The 15191-nt window shown below is 72.5% G+C and carries 17 protein-coding genes and 1 other RNA gene; 14 read left to right on the plus strand and 4 right to left on the minus strand.

Annotation, left to right across the window (positions count from 1 at the left end):
• Nucleotides 1-42: 42 nt before the first annotated feature.
• Nucleotides 43-903 carry a methylenetetrahydrofolate reductase gene (locus GT358_RS15930; protein WP_166583628.1) on the minus strand — a complete coding sequence of 287 codons (861 nt, stop codon included), beginning with the start codon at nucleotides 901-903 and terminating at the stop codon, nucleotides 43-45.
• Between the two features lie 88 nt (nucleotides 904-991).
• Between GT358_RS15930 and GT358_RS15935 the strand changes: the two genes are divergently transcribed.
• Entirely contained in the window at nucleotides 992-1897 is a 906-nt protein-coding gene (locus tag GT358_RS15935; protein WP_243730942.1) for a LysR family transcriptional regulator, read from the plus strand.
• Nucleotides 1898-1977: 80 nt separating this feature from the next.
• Nucleotides 1978-2769, plus strand: coding sequence for an inositol monophosphatase family protein (locus tag GT358_RS15940; protein ID WP_166583630.1), 792 nt, complete (start codon nucleotides 1978-1980; stop codon nucleotides 2767-2769).
• Here the strand turns inward: GT358_RS15940 and GT358_RS15945 are convergent.
• Nucleotides 2766-3512, minus strand: a complete 747-nt coding sequence (locus GT358_RS15945; RefSeq protein ID WP_166583631.1) for a rhomboid family intramembrane serine protease — start codon at nucleotides 3510-3512, stop codon at nucleotides 2766-2768. The two genes, GT358_RS15940 and GT358_RS15945, sit on opposite strands and share 4 nt — an antisense overlap.
• 125 nt (nucleotides 3513-3637) lie before the next feature.
• Between GT358_RS15945 and GT358_RS15950 the strand changes: the two genes are divergently transcribed.
• From GT358_RS15950 to rpmG, 7 genes are all read left to right on the plus strand, one after another.
• Entirely contained in the window at nucleotides 3638-4285 is a 648-nt protein-coding gene (locus GT358_RS15950) for a ceramidase domain-containing protein (protein ID WP_166583632.1), read from the plus strand.
• 28 nt (nucleotides 4286-4313) lie between these two features.
• Complete coding sequence (gene gatC, locus GT358_RS15955; RefSeq protein ID WP_166583633.1) at nucleotides 4314-4601, plus strand: Asp-tRNA(Asn)/Glu-tRNA(Gln) amidotransferase subunit GatC; 288 nt, start codon at nucleotides 4314-4316, stop codon at nucleotides 4599-4601.
• Nucleotides 4598-6085, plus strand: coding sequence for an Asp-tRNA(Asn)/Glu-tRNA(Gln) amidotransferase subunit GatA (gene gatA, locus GT358_RS15960; protein WP_166583634.1), 1488 nt, complete (start codon nucleotides 4598-4600; stop codon nucleotides 6083-6085). Before gatC ends, gatA begins: the two co-directional genes overlap by 4 nt.
• Nucleotides 6086-6111: 26 nt before the next feature.
• A complete protein-coding gene (locus tag GT358_RS15965) occupies nucleotides 6112-6924 on the plus strand; it encodes a hypothetical protein (RefSeq protein ID WP_166583635.1) in 813 nt (270 codons plus the stop codon).
• 6 nt (nucleotides 6925-6930) lie between these two features.
• Nucleotides 6931-7602, plus strand: coding sequence for an N-acetylmuramoyl-L-alanine amidase (locus GT358_RS15970; RefSeq protein ID WP_208103579.1), 672 nt, complete (start codon nucleotides 6931-6933; stop codon nucleotides 7600-7602).
• A gap of 11 nt (nucleotides 7603-7613) precedes the next feature.
• An RNA gene (gene rnpB / locus GT358_RS15975) (RNase P RNA component class A) lies at nucleotides 7614-8000 on the plus strand.
• Nucleotides 8001-8096: 96 nt separating this feature from the next.
• Complete coding sequence (rpmG, locus tag GT358_RS15980) at nucleotides 8097-8264, plus strand: 50S ribosomal protein L33 (RefSeq protein ID WP_021098674.1); 168 nt, start codon at nucleotides 8097-8099, stop codon at nucleotides 8262-8264.
• 583 nt (nucleotides 8265-8847) lie between these two features.
• Here the strand turns inward: rpmG and GT358_RS15985 are convergent.
• Nucleotides 8848-9588, minus strand: a complete 741-nt coding sequence (locus GT358_RS15985; RefSeq protein WP_166583636.1) for a Bax inhibitor-1/YccA family protein — start codon at nucleotides 9586-9588, stop codon at nucleotides 8848-8850.
• A 443-nt stretch (nucleotides 9589-10031) separates the two neighbouring features.
• Between GT358_RS15985 and GT358_RS15990 the strand changes: the two genes are divergently transcribed.
• The 3 genes from GT358_RS15990 to GT358_RS16000 all read left to right on the plus strand — a co-directional run bounded on the left by GT358_RS15990 (nucleotide 10032) and on the right by GT358_RS16000 (nucleotide 11867).
• Entirely contained in the window at nucleotides 10032-10406 is a 375-nt protein-coding gene (locus GT358_RS15990) for a helix-turn-helix domain-containing protein (RefSeq protein WP_166583637.1), read from the plus strand.
• Nucleotides 10407-10517: 111 nt separating this feature from the next.
• Nucleotides 10518-11327, plus strand: a complete 810-nt coding sequence (locus tag GT358_RS15995; protein WP_166583638.1) for an inositol monophosphatase family protein — start codon at nucleotides 10518-10520, stop codon at nucleotides 11325-11327.
• 111 nt (nucleotides 11328-11438) lie between these two features.
• Nucleotides 11439-11867 carry a CAP domain-containing protein gene (locus GT358_RS16000; protein ID WP_166583639.1) on the plus strand — a complete coding sequence of 143 codons (429 nt, stop codon included), beginning with the start codon at nucleotides 11439-11441 and terminating at the stop codon, nucleotides 11865-11867.
• Between the two features lie 4 nt (nucleotides 11868-11871).
• Here the strand turns inward: GT358_RS16000 and guaD are convergent, their stop codons facing one another.
• Entirely contained in the window at nucleotides 11872-13164 is a 1293-nt protein-coding gene (gene guaD, locus GT358_RS16005; protein WP_166583640.1) for a guanine deaminase, read from the minus strand.
• Nucleotides 13165-13280: 116 nt separating this feature from the next.
• Between guaD and mgtE the strand changes: the two genes are divergently transcribed.
• Both mgtE and GT358_RS16015 read left to right on the plus strand, forming a co-directional pair.
• Complete coding sequence (mgtE, locus tag GT358_RS16010) at nucleotides 13281-14672, plus strand: magnesium transporter (protein ID WP_166583641.1); 1392 nt, start codon at nucleotides 13281-13283, stop codon at nucleotides 14670-14672.
• On the plus strand, nucleotides 14669-15191 hold a 523-nt coding region (locus GT358_RS16015; protein WP_166583642.1), incomplete at its 3' end, for a 5-formyltetrahydrofolate cyclo-ligase. The genes mgtE and GT358_RS16015, both read left to right, overlap by 4 nt.

Raw genomic sequence — 15191 nt, forward strand, 5'->3', positions numbered from 1 at the left:
GCTCGTCCGTCGCCTCAAGGGGCCGGTCCGCGCCCCGGCGCCTCAGGCCACGGCCCGCACCGGTCCTGCCCGGCCCAGTCCCAGTGCCAGGCAGAGATCGCGCGCCATGAGCGCCCGGTTCAGCGTGTAGAGATGCAGATGCTCCACACCCTCGGCCAGCAGCCGCTCGCCCAGCGCGACGGCATGGGCGAGCGCGAAGAGCCGCCCTGCCCCCCGCTCCTGCGCCCGGTCGAATCCCCTCGCCACATGGGGCGGAATGGAGGCCCCGCACCGTGCCGCCAGCCTGCGGGCCCCCGGCCAGTCCTCCACGGGCAGCACGCCTGGCACGAGCGGCGCCGCGATTCCCGCCGCGGCCGCCCGGTCGCGAAAGCGCAGAAAGGTCTCCGGCGCGAAGAAGACCTGCGTGATCGCCCCCGTCGCCCCGGCATCGAGCTTGCGGCGCAGCCAGTCCAGATCGGCCGCCTCGTCCTGCGCCTCCGGGTGGCGCTCGGGATAGGCGCCCACCCAGATCCGTCCGAACCGTCCCCCCTCCCGCAGCGCCGCGACCAGTTCGACGGAGGAGGCGAATCCCTGCGGATGGGGGCAGAAGGGGCCGCCCCCCGGCAGGTCGCCCCGCAGGGCCACGACATCCTCCGCCCCCTGATCCGCCAGGGCCCCGGCCAGGGCCAGCGTCTCGGCCCGGCTCTGGCCCGCGCAGGTCAGATGCGCCGCAACGCGCAGCCCTGCGCGGCGCCGGATCGCCCCCACCGCCTCCTGCGACGGCTCCCGCGTCGTGCCGCCGGCCCCGCAGGTCACCGACACGAAATCCGGGCCGAGCGGCGCCAGCGCCTGCACGCAGTCCCACAGACGGAACGACGCCTCGACCGAGCGGGGCGGAAAGAACTCGAAGCTGACCGACGCCATGGACGCCTCCCGGATTCTGCGACGCCCTTGTGCCAGAACCTCATGCATGAGAGAAGTTCATTGTTTTCAAGTCCAGCATGAGGCCGATTTGCATCTGGAGCTGCGGCACCTGCGCACGGTGGAGGCGATCCACGAGACGGGCAGCCTTGCCGCCGCGGCGGCACGGCTGGGCCTGACCCAGTCGGCCCTGTCCCACCAGATCCGCAGCCTCGAGGAGGGAGCGGGCGTGCCGGTCCTCGTGCGCGCCACGCGGCCCCTGCGCCTGTCGCCGGCGGGTCTTCGGCTGCTCGCCGCGGCGCGCGCGGTCCTGCCGCAGATCGCCGCGCTCGAGGCCGATCTGGGCGGGCTGCGACGGGGTCGGGCCGGCCGGATGCATGTGGCGGTGGAATGCCATGCCTGCTTCGAATGGCTGCTGCCCGTGCTCGACCGCTTCCGCCGCGCCTGGCCCGAGGTGGACATCGACATCCGCGCGGGGCTGGCCTTCGACGCGCTCGCGGCGCTGCGGCGCGAGGAGGTGGACCTCGTGATCTCCTCCGATCCGGGGGGCGAGGGGCTCTCCTACGCCCCGCTCTTCGACTATGCCCCCGTCCTCGTCGCGGCCGAGGACCATCCGCTTGCCGCGCGCGAGGCGGTGGAGGCCGCGGATTTCCGCGGCCAGACCCTTCTGACCTATCCGGTCGAGCGCACGCGTCTCGACGTCTTTACCGAGCTTCTGGGACCCGCCGGGGTGGAGCCCGCCGCGATCCGCCCCGTGGAGCTGACGGCGATGATCCTGCTTCTGGTGGCGGCAGGTCGGGGGGTGGCGGTGCTGCCCGACTGGGTCGTACGCGGCGCAGGGCGCGAGGGGCTGGCCGTCCGGCCGCTGCGGCGCGACGGCAGGCCCGTCACCCGCCGCCTCTTTGCCGCCACGCGCGAGAGCGATGCCGCGCGACCCTTCGTGGCCCATCTGGTGCGGCTCGCGCGCGAGGAGGCGCTGCGCCACGGCCGGCCCTGAGCGCTGCGCCCGAGCGCCTCCCTTGCCGCCGCCCGCCCCCTCGGCCTATAGGCGGGCGCCCCAGCTCCGAAGGACATCCCATGCCCGGCAGCGCCAACCTCACCGTCATGGTCCGCACCGTCCGCAAGGTGGGCCGCCAGCTTCTGCGCGATTTCGGCGAGGTCGAGAAGCTCCAGGTCTCGGTCAAGGGCCCCGGCGACTTCGTCAGCCGCGCCGACCGCCAGGCCGAGCAGGCCCTGCGCGAGGCCCTGCGCGAGGCGCGCCCCACCTACGGCTTCGTGGGCGAGGAGGGCGGCGAGACCAGGGGGGAGGACCCGACGCGCCGCTGGATCGTGGACCCGCTCGACGGGACCACCAACTTCCTCCACGGCCTGCCGCACTGGGCGGTCTCCGTCGCGCTCGAGCACAAGGGCCAGATCGTCGCCGGCGTCGTCCACGACCCCGTCAAGGACGAGACCTTCTGGGCCGAGAAGGGCGAGGGCGCCTGGCTCAACGAGAGCCGCATCCGCGTCTCGGGCCGCTCGCGCCTGTCGGAGGCGCTGTTTGCGACGGGCATCCCCTTCGGGGCCCGCGATGGCCTGCCCCAGCTTCTGCAGGACCTCGCCCGATTGATGCCCGAATGCGCGGGGGTGCGCAGGATGGGCTCGGCGGCGCTCGACCTCGCCTATGTGGCGGCCGGCCGCTACGAGGGGTTCTGGGAGCGCGCGCTGCTGCCCTGGGACATGGCCGCGGGCCTGCTGATCGTGCAGGAGGCGGGCGGCCTCGTGGAGGCGGTGGCCGAGGGGAGGAAACCGCTCGAGGACGGCAGCGTGATCGCCGCCAATGCCGCGCTGTTCGACCGCTTCGCGCGGCTGGTGCGCCGCCGGGACTAGCGGCGCCGCACCCGCGGCACCCGGCTCTGCTCGAGCGGGCCCCAGCGCGCCTCGGGATGGGGGGGATGACCGTCGGTCCGGCGCCAGTAGCCCGGCCCCCCCTTGGCGAGCCAGACCGGCAGGACCAGCGCGAAGCCCACGACGAACCCCCCCGCATGGGCCCAGTAGGCCACCCCGCCCCCCTGAGCGTCGGCCACCGCGCCCTGCGCCACCTGGATGCCCAGCCAGGCCAGCAGCACGAGCCAGGCGGGAACGGGGATGATGCGGATGATGATGACGATGAAGATCAGCACGTCCACCCGCGCCCGGGGAAAGAGCAGCAGATAGCCCCCCATCACCCCGGCGATCGCCCCGGAGGCCCCGATCATCGGCACGGTCGAGAAGGGCGCGGCCAGCCACTGCGCCAGCGCCGCCCCTACCCCGGAGGCGAGATAGAAGAGCAGAAACCCCCCATGGCCCAGCTCCTCCTCCAGGTTGTCGCCGAAGATCCACAGAAACAGCATGTTGCCGCCGAGGTGCAGAAGCCCCCCGTGCAGGAACATGGAGGTGACGAGGCTCCAGAGCCCCTGGCCCCGGGACAGTTCGGCCGGCACCAGGCCATAGGCGTACCACAGCCGGTAGAGTTCGGCCGGCCCCGCCGCGGCGCTGATCGCCCACAGATGGATGGCGACGTTGAGCGCGATCAGCGCCCAGGTGACGAAGGGCGTCTTTTCGGACGGATTGTGGTCGCGGATCGGGAACATGGCGCGCTCGGCTGGGGACCGCCAAGAGCCTAGCGCCGCGGGAAAGGAAGGGAAGCCGTCGCCCGCCCCCGTGACAGGCCGGCCGGGGCGGGGCACAAGGGCAGGGATCGTCGGGGCGGGGAATCGTGGAGCGCATCGACCTCTATTGCGAGCGCACGGGCCCCCATTTCTGGGCCGAGCCGGTCAATGCGCTCACCAACGCGGCCTTTCTCGTGGCGGCCTTCGTCGCCTGGCGGCGCTGGGGACGCGATCCGCTCTGCGCGGCGCTCGCGGCGCTTCTCGCGCTCATCGGGGTGGGCAGCTTCCTGTTTCACACCCTTGCGACGCCCTGGGCCGCCGCGGCGGACGTGATCCCCATCGGGCTCTTCATCCTGCTCTATGTCTGGGCGACGCACCGGCGCTACTGGGGACAGGGCCGGGGCGTGGCGGCGCTGTTCGTCCTCGGCACGATCCCGTGGATCGGCCTGCTCGCCCCGCTCTTCGCGCGCCTGCCGGGATTCGCCGTCTCGGCCGTGTACTGGCCGGTGCCGCTTCTGATCCTCGTCCATGCCCTGCTGCTGCGCCGCCGCCTGCCGACCGTGGCGCAGGGCCTGGCCATCGGGGCGGCGATCCTCGTTCTGTCGCTCGTCTTCCGCTCGCTCGACGGCGCGCTGTGCGAGGCGATCCCCTTTGGCACCCATTTCTTGTGGCACCTTCTCAACGCGCTGATGCTGGGCTGGATGATCGAGGTTCTGGGCCGCCACGGCCTTGCCCAGGGGACGGCCCGGCGCTAAGGCGGCCGGCGTCACCGGGGAAAGGTCCATGTCCATCGACACCGACACCGCCCGCCGCATCGCCCGCCTCGCGCGCATCCGCGTCGAGGAGGAGCGCCTGCCCGCCCTCGCGCGCGAGTTCGACGCCATCCTGCGCTTCATCGAGCAGCTCCGCGAGGTGGATGTCGAGGGCGTCGAGCCCATGACCTCCGTCACCCCGATGCGCCTGCGCCTGCGCCCCGACGAGGTGACCGACGGCGACCGGCAGGCCGAGGTGCTGCTCAACGCCCCCGATGCCCGAGAAGGCTTCTTCGCCGTCCCCAAGGTGGTGGAATGACGGACCTGACCGCGCTCACGCTGGCCGAGGCGCGCGACCGGCTGCGCGCCCGCGACATCTCGGCCCCCGAACTGACCGAGGCCTATCTCGCCGCAATCGAGGGGGCGGACGCGCTCGGCGCCTTTGTCCACAAGACGCCCGACCTCGCCCGCCGGCAGGCGGAGGCCGCGCAGAAGCGCCTCGATGCCGGCATGTCGCCCGACCTCTGCGGCATCCCCCTCGGCATCAAGGACCTCTTCTGCACCGAGGGCGTCCCGAGCCAGGCCGCGAGCCGCATCCTCGAGGGGTTCCGGCCCCCCTACGAATCCACCGTCACGGCGCAGCTGCGCAAGGCGGGCGCGGTGATGCTCGGCAAGCTCAACATGGACGAGTTCGCCATGGGATCGAGCAACGAGACCTCGTGCTACGGGCCAGCCGTGAACCCGTGGCGGCGCCGGGACGATCCCGCGCCGCTCACGCCCGGCGGCTCCTCGGGCGGCTCGGCCGCGGCGGTGGCGGCGGGGCTCTGCGCGGCGGCGACGGGAACGGACACGGGCGGCTCCATCCGCCAGCCCGCGGCCTTCACGGGCATCGTGGGCCTCAAGCCCACCTACGGGCGCGTCTCGCGCTGGGGAATCGTGGCCTTTGCCTCCTCGCTCGACCAGGCCGGTCCCATGACGCGCGACGTGCGCGACGCGGCGATCCTGCTGCGGGCGATGGCCGGCCCCGACCCCAGGGATTCCACCTGCGCCGACCGTCCCGTGCCCGACTACGAGGCCGGGCTGTCGGGCGACATCCGCGGCAAGGTCATCGGCGTGCCGCGCGAGTACCGCATGGAGGGGATGCCGCCCGAGATCGAGGCCCTCTGGGCCGAGGGGCGCCGCATGCTCGAGGACCGCGGCGCCGTCATGCGCGACATCTCGCTGCCCCACACGCGCTATGCGCTGCCCGCCTATTACGTGATCGCCCCGGCCGAGGCCTCGTCCAACCTCGCTCGCTATGACGGCGTGCGCTTCGGGCGGCGCGCCGCGCTGTCGCCCGGCGACGGCATCGTGGAGATGTACGAGAAGACCCGGGCCGAGGGCTTCGGCGCCGAGGTGCAGCGCCGCGTGATGATCGGCACCTATGTGCTCTCGGCGGGCTTCTACGACGCCTACTACAACCGCGCGCGCAAGGTGCGCACGCTGATCCGGCGGGACTTCGAGACGGTCTTCGCCGAGGGGGTGGATGCGATCCTGACCCCGGCCACGCCGTCTGCCGCCTTCCCCCTGGGCGCGGCCGAGGCGGCCGATCCGGTCAAGATGTATCTCAACGACGTGTTCACCGTGACGGTGAACCTCGCCGGCCTGCCGGGGATCAGCGTGCCCGTGGGGCTCGACCGCGACGGGCTGCCGCTCGGCCTTCAGCTGATCGGCCGGCCCTGGGAGGAGGGCGATCTGCTGAACCTTGCCTATGCGCTGGAGGATGCCGCCGGCTTCTTGGCAAGGCCGACCCGGTGGTGGTAACTGTGCCCGTCCGACAGGAGGGAACGATGAAGCGAAAGCTGGCCCTGGGCGCGGGTGCCGCGCTGTTGCTCCTCGGTGCCTGCGGGCCGCGCATCCCCGACAGCGGAGCGGGTGTCGGATTCGACAACTACGCCAGCTACGAGATGGAGCGCGCCCGCCGCGAAGCCATGCTGACGGGTCCCGCGCCATCGGTGGCGCCGGCGCCGGCCTTTGCCCCCGCTCCGGCTGCAGGCGGCATCTCGAGCGCCGACCTGGCGGCGGCGGGAATCGGCGCCGTGCCGGTCTCGTCTGCGCCGATCGGGGTCGCCCCCCCTGCCGCCTCGACGGCTCCGGCCTCCTTTCCGTCCACGGTGCCCGGCTCGGGCACGGAGGGGCTGCGCACAGGGGTGGAAGCCAGCCCCGGCAATGCCGCTCCGGTCCTCGTGGGCGTGCGCGGCTCGGACGGGCGCATCTCGGACGAGCAGGATTTCGACGCCGTCGCCTCGCGCGAGTCGATCGAATCGGATGCGGCCCGGCGGGCGGCGCAGGCGGCGCAGTATCAGGTGGTCCAGCCGACCGCCCTGCCTTCTCCGCCGCAGGATACCGGTCCCAATATCGTCGAGTATGCGCTGAACGCGCCCAACGTGCGTGGTCAGGCCATCTACTCGCGCTTCATCTTCGCGCGCGAGGGGCGGATGCTGCGCAACTGCGCCCAGTACCGCAGCCCGGACGAGGCCCAGCGCGACTTCCTGGCCCGCGGCGGACCCCAGCGCGACCCGCTGGGCCTCGACCCCGATGGCGACGGGTTCGCCTGCGCCTGGGATCCGGCCCCGTTCCGCGCGGCGGTCGGGCGGAGCTGACCGGACCTGAGCCCGTCTCCCAATCACGGGGACCGGCGGGGCGGGGTGCGGCCGGATCTGGTCGTGATCCACTTCACCGGCATGGCCTCGACCGCGCTGTCCCGGGCGCGCCTCTGCGATCCGGCCGCCGCGGTCAGTGCCCACTACCTCCTGGACGAGGCGGGAGAAACCTTGGCCCTGGTGCCCGAGGAGCGGCGCGCCTGGCATGCAGGGGCGGGCCGGTGGGGCGCGGTGGACGACATCAATTCGCACTCCATCGGCATCGAGTTGCAGAACCGCGGCGACCACCCCTATCCCCATCCGCAGATGCTGGCGCTCGAGCGGCTTCTGGAAGGCGTGCTGGCGCGCTGGTCGATCCCGCCGGAGCGCGTGATCGCCCATTCGGATTGTGCGCCGACGCGCAAGGTCGATCCCGGCCCCCGTTTCGACTGGCGGCGGCTGGCGCGGTCGGGCCTGGCGGTCTGGCCGGAGCCGGGTGTGCAGGCCGACCCGGAGACGCTGCCGGTCGCCCTGCACCGGCTGGGCTATGATCCCGGCGCGCCGCCGGACTGTCTGCTGCGCGCGTTCCGGCTGCGCTTCCGCCCCTGGGCGTCGGGGCCGGCCGACCACATCGATGCCGGCGCGGCCTGCGACCTCGCGCGGCGCTTCCCGGTTGACCGCGGAGCGCCCGCCTCCTAGATCGGGCGGGCATGGGCGGCCGGATGACCGCGGGGAGCCCCGGCTCCACGAGGAAAGTCCGGACTCCACCAGGCACGGTGCCGGGTAACGCCCGGCCGGGGCAACCCGAGGGAAAGCGCCACAGAGAACAGACCGCCTGCCGGACGCCCTTCGGGGGCCGGCGGCAAGGGTGAAACGGTGGGGCAAGAGCCCACCGCGGGACGGGCAACCGGACCGGCACGGCAAGCCCCACCGGGAGCAATGCCAGATAGGGATCCTGCGCCGGAAACGGCAGGGCGGCCTGGGCCCGAGGGATCCGGGTAGGCAGCTGGAGCCTCCGGGCGACCGGAGGCCGAGAGGAATGGTCATCCCGGGGGGAGACCCCCGGACAGGATCCGGCTTACAGGCCGCCCATGCCGGCCGCCCGCCGCCTTGACGCCGCCGCGCCAGCGGCTAGAAGGCGGGCTTCGAGATCGACGCGGGGCCTGCGCTTCCCGCGAGCCGGAGACGCGACCATGGCCAAGCCGACCACCATCAAGATCCGCCTCAATTCCTCCGCGGGGACCGGGCACTTCTATGTGACCAAGAAGAATGCCCGCACCATGACCGAAAAGATGACCGTGCGGAAATACGACCCCGTCGTGCGCAAGCACGTCGAGTACAAGGAAGGCAAGATCAAGTAGCCTCCGGGGCGCACCGCGCGCGACGCGCGGGCGCAGCTGTGCGAGGCTGGGCCGTGGTTGCGGCTCGCCTCTTCACTCTGCCGGACATGGTGGCGCCGGGTGCGCTGTTCGCGCGCTCCTCCGCGACTCCGTTGCGCGGGCATGATCTACGTTCCGGGACGGTCCTTGCCCTGCCGCATCTCGCGCGCGCGAGAGGTGATAGCTGACGTCCGGCCATTCTTCCGTCGCCGGAACCTGGACCGGATCGCGGGAGCGTGCATCTGGTCGCCCGAGCCACTGGCTAAAGCGCTCCGGCCCACGGCGCTTTCCTGGGCCATGCCCGGCATGCGGCAGCCCCTGCGGGCCGGATGCGGCGCGGTGTCAGAGCCTGTGATGGCGACGCGGCGCATCGGGGCGGGCGGCGTCTCCGGTCGTGTCCGCCCTGGATGCAGGACCGTTCCACCGTGCCGGGATTCGCGCCGCTCCGGCGGGGGGAGCTGCGGTTGGGCGCGACCATCCCCTGTCCGGTCCGGGAGACGGAGCTGACGCGAAAGGGGCCGGCAGAACCGGCCCCTCGCCTGTCCCGGTCTCCCCTGCTGTCAGGTCACTCGCGGTTGCCCATGAACTGAAGCAGGAACATGAAGATGTTGATGAAGTTGAGATAGAGGCTGAGCGCGCCGAGGATCGCCGCCTTGCCCAGCCACTCGGTGTCGCCATGGGCGGCATGGGCGACGTACTCGACCTTCAGGCGCTGGGTGTCGTAGGCCGTGAGCCCGGCGAAGATCAGCAGGCCGATGATCGAGATCGCAAAGGCGATCGCGGGCGAGCCCAGGAAGATGTTGATGATCATCGCCACGATCAGGCCGACCAGACCCATGATCAGGAAGGAGCCCCAGCCGGTCAGGTCGCGCTTGGTCGTGTAGCCGTAGAGCGACAGCGACGCGAAGGCGATGGCGGTCACCAAAAAGGTCTGCGCGATCGAGATGCCGGTGAAGGCCGCGAAGATCCAGGCGATCGAGAGGCCCATCAGGGCGGAGAACAGGTAGAACAGCCCCTGCAGGCCCGCGGCCGACACGCGGTTGATCGCGCCACCGATCACGAACACGAAGATGAGCGGCGCGAACATCGCGATCCAGCCCAGGATGTTGGGCTGCAGCGTCGCGGGATCGCGGAAGATCGACAGGAGCGCCGGGGACGACCCGACCGCCCAGGCGACGCCGGCCGTGACCAGCATGCCCACGGACATCGTCCCGTAGACCTTGTTCATGTGGGCGCGAAGGCCCTCGTCGATCCGCGCGGCCCGGGCGCCGGCCGTGCCCGCGCGGATCGTGGTGTAGTCAGCCATGGTACCCCTCCGGTTGAACGTGCGACCCGCCCCGCGAGGGGTGGGCCTGTCGGGGCTTCATATTGGGGATCAGGCCCATCATTTCAAGCCGCTTTGGTGCCCGGATTTTCCAGTCGTGACAATGATGTGGAGAGCAGAAGAAGAAGCTCGTCGCGCAGCCCGCCGGGTCCCGCGGCCGTCCTCCCGCTGCGCGGAAGGGCCCGCGCCGGTGCCTTCCCAGCCCGTCCGGACTCTCCGCCCGACCGCCCGTTTTGGCCTGCAACCTGCCCGATCGGGCACCTGTCCAAAAAGCCAAGGTGATCTTTTCAACCTATCCGTGTTTGGTGCGAGCACCGAACAGGAGACGAGATGTGACGGTGGACCCGTCCGGTGCGGACCGGATGGCGCCCCTCCGTTGTTGTCGCAAGGCAGGCGGCAGAGGAACGAGGACAGGACGGACGACGATGAAGCACCCGGTTGACGTGCATGTGGGCAAGCGGATCCGCCACCGCCGCTGGACGCTGGGCGTGACCCAGCAGCAGCTGGCGGAGCGTGTGGGAATCAAGTTCCAGCAGATCCAGAAATACGAAACCGGGATGAACCGTGTCAGCGCCTCGCGGCTGTGGGACATCGCAGGCGCGCTCGGCGTGCCCATCGCCTTCTTCTTCGAGGGCATGACCAGCCCGGCCGGAGACGATCTGGGCGGGGTGGCCGGCATGCCCGGAGACCTCCTGACCGACCGCGAGGCGCTCGAGCTTCTGCGCTCCTACTATGCGATTCCGGAAACGCAGCGCCGCCGGCTGTTCGATCTCGCCCGGGTGCTGAGCGACGCGGCCTGACCCCTTGATGCCCCCTCCTCCGGCGCTCCGGCGGACCCCGCCGGGGCCGCTTGACCGGCCCGGAGCCCCGCGCTAGCGCGGATGCGGCCCCGGCCGGAGGAGGCGGACCCGATGCGAGACAGCCTGAGCCCGGAGACGCGCGAAGCTCTCGTGCGGGCGGCTCATGCGGCCGCCGATGCGGCCCGGGCGCCGACGCTGCGCCATTTCCGTCAAGGAATCGGGGCCGACGACAAGGGCGCGGCGCAGGGGCGCTACGACCCCGTGACCGAGGCCGACCGCGAGGCCGAACGCGCCATGCGCGAGATCCTCGCCCGCGAGCGGCCCGGCGACGGCATCCTGGGCGAGGAATACGGCCCCCTCGGCGGCACGAGCGGGCTGACCTGGGTGATCGACCCGATTGACGGCACGCGCGGCTATCTCTGCGGCACGCCGACCTGGGGGGTGCTGGTGGCCGTGCGCGACCGGCAGGGCCCCCTCTTCGGGCTGATCGACCAGCCCTATACGGGCGAGCGCTTCGAGGGCGGGCTGGGGCGCGCCCGTCTGGCCGGACCGGCCGGAGAGGTGGCCTTGCGCACCGCCCGCGGGCGGCGCCTGTCGGAGGCGCGCCTTCTGACCACCTTCCCCGAGATCGGCACGCCGGCCGAGCGCGCGGCCTTCGACCGGGTGGCCGAGCGGGTGCGCCTCGTGCGCTACGGGATGGACTGCTACGCCTATGCCCTTCTGGCCCTGGGACAGGTGGATCTGGTGATCGAGGCGGGGCTCCAGCCCTATGACGTGGCCGCGCCCATCGCCGTGGTCGAGGCGGCGGGCGGGCTGGCAACCGACTGGGATGGCGGACCGGCCCATGAGGGCGGCCGGCTCCTGGCCGCGGCGGATGCGGATCTGCACGCGGCCGCCCTTGCGCTGCTGCAGGGGGCCTGAGCGTCTCTGCGGAGGCCCGCCGGTGGTCGGCCCGGACGGTGCGGGCGACTTGTCCCGGGCCCCCGTGCCGGGTCAGGATGGCGTCGTCCCCTCGCGGCTGCCGGAGAGTCGATGCGCGCCATTCCGACCGTCCTTCTTGTCGCATTCTGGGCCCTCGCGGCCGGGCCCGTAGCTGCCGACGCGGCCTTTGGTGCCGCGCTCAACGCCTTGCGGGCGCAGGCGGGAGCGGGGCCCATGCGGGCCGATCCGCGTCTGTCGGCAGCGGCCGAGGCCCATGCGCGGGACATGACGGCACGGGGTTATTTCGCCCATCGGACCCCGGAGGGGACCGGAGCCGCGGCCCGGGCGCAGGCCGCAGGCTGTGCGACGGCCTTTGTGGGCGAGAACCTCGCCTGGGGGCAGCCCGATGCGATGGCGGCGCTGGCCGGCTGGGCCGCCTCGAGCGCGCACCGGCAGAACCTGCTGCGGCCGGGATTCGGCGCCTTCGGCCTGGGGCGGAGCGGCACGCACTGGGTCCTCGTGCTGGCCGACCGCTGCTGAGGGCTCAGGCCGGCCGGACGCGTCGCCCCCCGACATAGACCGCCCGCACCGCGCGGTCGTCGCCCATCATGATCGTGGGAAAGACCGCCTCCCACAGCGTTCCGGCGCGGGCCGCGCGCTGGGCGATGGCGGGCGTGGAGGCGAGGTCGAGAACGACGAGGTCGGCCTCCGCCCCCGGGGCGAGGCGGCCCACGACCCCCGAGAGCCGCAGCGCCGCGGCCGACCCCTCGGTCGCCAGCCACAGCAGCTGGGCGGGGTGGAGCGCGTGGCCGCCCAGCTGCGCGATCTCGTAGGCGGCGGCCATGGTGCGCAGCATGGAGAAGGACGACCCCCCGCCCGTGTCGGTGGCGAGCCCCACCGGGATGCCCGAGGCCCGGAGCCCCGCGAGGTCCATGAGCCCCGATCCGATAAAGGCGTTGGAGGTGGGGCAATGCGCGAGCGCCGCGCCCGCCTCGCGCAGGCGGGCCCTTTCGCGGGGGGTCAGGTGGATGGCGTGGCCGAACACCGCGCCCGGACCGACGAGACCCCAGCGGTCGTATGTCTCGAGGTAGTCGCGCGCTTCGGGGTGGAGGCGGCGGACCCATTCCACCTCGTCGGTCTGCTCGCTCAGGTGGGTCTGCATGAGGCAGGTGGGATGGGCGGCCCAGAGCGCGCCGAGCGCCTCGAGCTGGGCGGGCGAGGAGGTGGGCGTGAAGCGCGGCGTGATCGCGTAGGTGGCGCGGCCCCGGCCGTGCCAGCGGGCGATGAGGCGCGCGCTCTCGTCATGGGCGGACTGGGGCGTGTCGCGCAAGGAGGCGGGCGCGTTGCGGTCCATGCAGGTGCGCCCGCCCGCGACCCGCATCCCCCGGGCCTCGGCCGCCTCGAACCAGGCATCGGCCGAGCCCTCGTGGATCGTGCAGAAGCTGAGCAGCGTGGTCGTGCCGTGGTCGAGCGCGAGGTCGAGCGTCAGCGCGGCCGTCTGCCGGGCCACGGCCGGGTCGGCGAGGCGCGCCTCCTCGGGGAAGGTGTAGGTCTCGAGCCAGTCGATGAGGCGCTTGCCCCAGGAGGCGACGATCCCCGTCTGGGGATAGTGCATGTGGGCATCCACGAAGCCCGGCAGGATCAGCGCCTCGCCGTGGTCGGTGACGGCCGCCCGCGGATGGGCGCGGCGCAGGTCGGGGCCGTGGCCGAAGGCGGCGATGCGCCCGTTCTCGACAAGAACGCCGCCCCGCGAATCGTGGATCGCGGCCCCCTCGGGAGGGGTGGCGAAGGGATCGGCCGCAAAGGCGAGGGTCTGGCCCAGAAGAAGCTGCTGCATGGGGCCGGACCCTAGGACGCGCGCCGGGCGGGGGCCAGAGGCCGCTTGCCGGGCCGCGGCGAGCCTGTATGGTCCGCCGCGACGCCGCGGGGGCGGCCGGGCACGGAGGGATCGGGATGAACGAGCGCGGCCAGACCCTTCTGGAGCCCGGGGAGGACGAGGACGAGGACGATTTCGGCCTCGATCCCGAACTGGTCGAGCAGGTGGCGGAGGCCACGGAGGCGGGGGATTCCTCGCGCCTTCACGCGCTGCTCGACGACCTGCACCCGGCGGACGCGGCCGACCTGATCGAGCAGCTCGACCCCAGGCTGCGGCCGCGGCTCCTCCAGCTCTGGAAGGGGATCGACGGCGACGTGCTCTCGGAGCTCGACCTGTCGGTGCGCGAGGAGGTCATGGCCGCGCTGGACCCCGCGGCGCTGCGCCTTGCGGTGCGCGAGCTCGAATCCGACGACGTGGTGGACCTGGTCGAGGATCTCGATGCGCCCGAGCGCGAGAGCGTGCTCGCCTCGCTCGATGCGCCCGAGCGCGCGGCGGTGGAGAAGGCTCTCAACTACCCCGAATACTCGGCCGGCCGGCTGATGCAGGTGGAGGTGGTGCGCGTCCCCGAGCACTGGACGGTGGGCGAGACGATCGACTTCCTGCGCTCGGGCGTGGACCTGCCGGACCAGTTCTATCACGTCATCCTCGTCGATCCGCGCATGAAGCCCGTGGGCTACGTCACGCTGGGCCGCGTGCTGTCCTCGCGGCGCGACGTGCGGCTCAAGGACATCACCGAGGACAGCTTCCGCACCGTCCATGTGGAGGACGAGGAGGGGGCTGTCGCCTATGCCTTCAACAAGTACCACCTGATCTCGGTCCCCGTGGTGGACGACGACGACCGTCTCGTGGGCGTCATCACCATCGACGACGCGATGACCGTGCTCGACGAGGAGCACGAGGAGGATTACCTGCGGCTCGCGGGGGTGGACGAGACCTCCATCGGGGACCGGGTTCTGGAGACGGCCAGGCGGCGCTTCCGCTGGCTTCTGGTGACGCTGGTGGCGGCCAACGTGGCCGCGCAGGTGATCTCCCAGTTCGAGGCGACGATCGAGCAGATCGTGCTTCTGGCGGTGCTGATGCCGATCGTCGCCTCCATGGGCGGGAATGCAGGCACGCAGGCGGTGGCGACGGCGGTCCGCGCGCTCGCCACGCGGCAGCTGACGGAGGCCAATGCCTGGCGCGTGGTGCGCCGCGAGGCGGGGGTGGGAATCGTCAACGGACTGGCCTTCGGCCTCATCATGGCCCTGGTCGTGGTGCTGTTCTTCCGCGAGCCGATGATTGCGGTGGTGATCGCGGCGGCGCTGTGGATCACGCTGACGCTCGCCTCGCTGGGGGGCGTGCTGGTGCCGATCACGCTGAACCGTCTGGGAGTGGACCCGGCCGTAGCCTCGGGGCCGTTTGTCACCACGGTGACGGACATCGTGGGCTTCTTCGTCTTCCTGGGCATCGCCACGCTGGTCCTGATATGAGCGGGCAGGCGATGCTGGCGGAGCAGAAGGCGGCGGCGCGGGCGGCGGCGCTGGCGCGGCGGGCCGAGGCCGCAGGGGCGGGCCATCCCGACCCTTCGGCGCATCTGCGCGCGGTTCTCGCGCCGCATCGGGGCCGGCCGCTGGCGGGCTTCCTGCCCATGCGGGGCGAGATCGACCCGGTCCCGGCCATGGCGGAGGCGGCGCGGCACGGGCCCGTGGGCGTGCCCGTCACCCCCCGCAGGGGCCTGCCCCTGACCTTCCGGGCCTGGAGCCCCGGCTGCGCGCTGGTGACCGAGCGGTTCGGCACGCTGGTGCCCGCCGAAGGACCCGAGGTGGTGCCCGAGGTGCTGATCGTGCCGCTGGTCGCCTTCGACCGCAGGGGCGGGCGGCTGGGCTACGGGGGCGGCTTCTACGACCGGACCCTGGCGGCTCTGCGCGCGCGGGGCCCCGTCCTGGCGGTGGGGTATGCCTGGGCCGTGCAGGAGGCGGACGCGCTGCCCCTTGAGGCGACGGACGAGC

This window comes from Rubellimicrobium sp. CFH 75288, from assembly GCF_009904055.1.
Taxonomy (GTDB): domain Bacteria; phylum Pseudomonadota; class Alphaproteobacteria; order Rhodobacterales; family Rhodobacteraceae; genus Rubellimicrobium.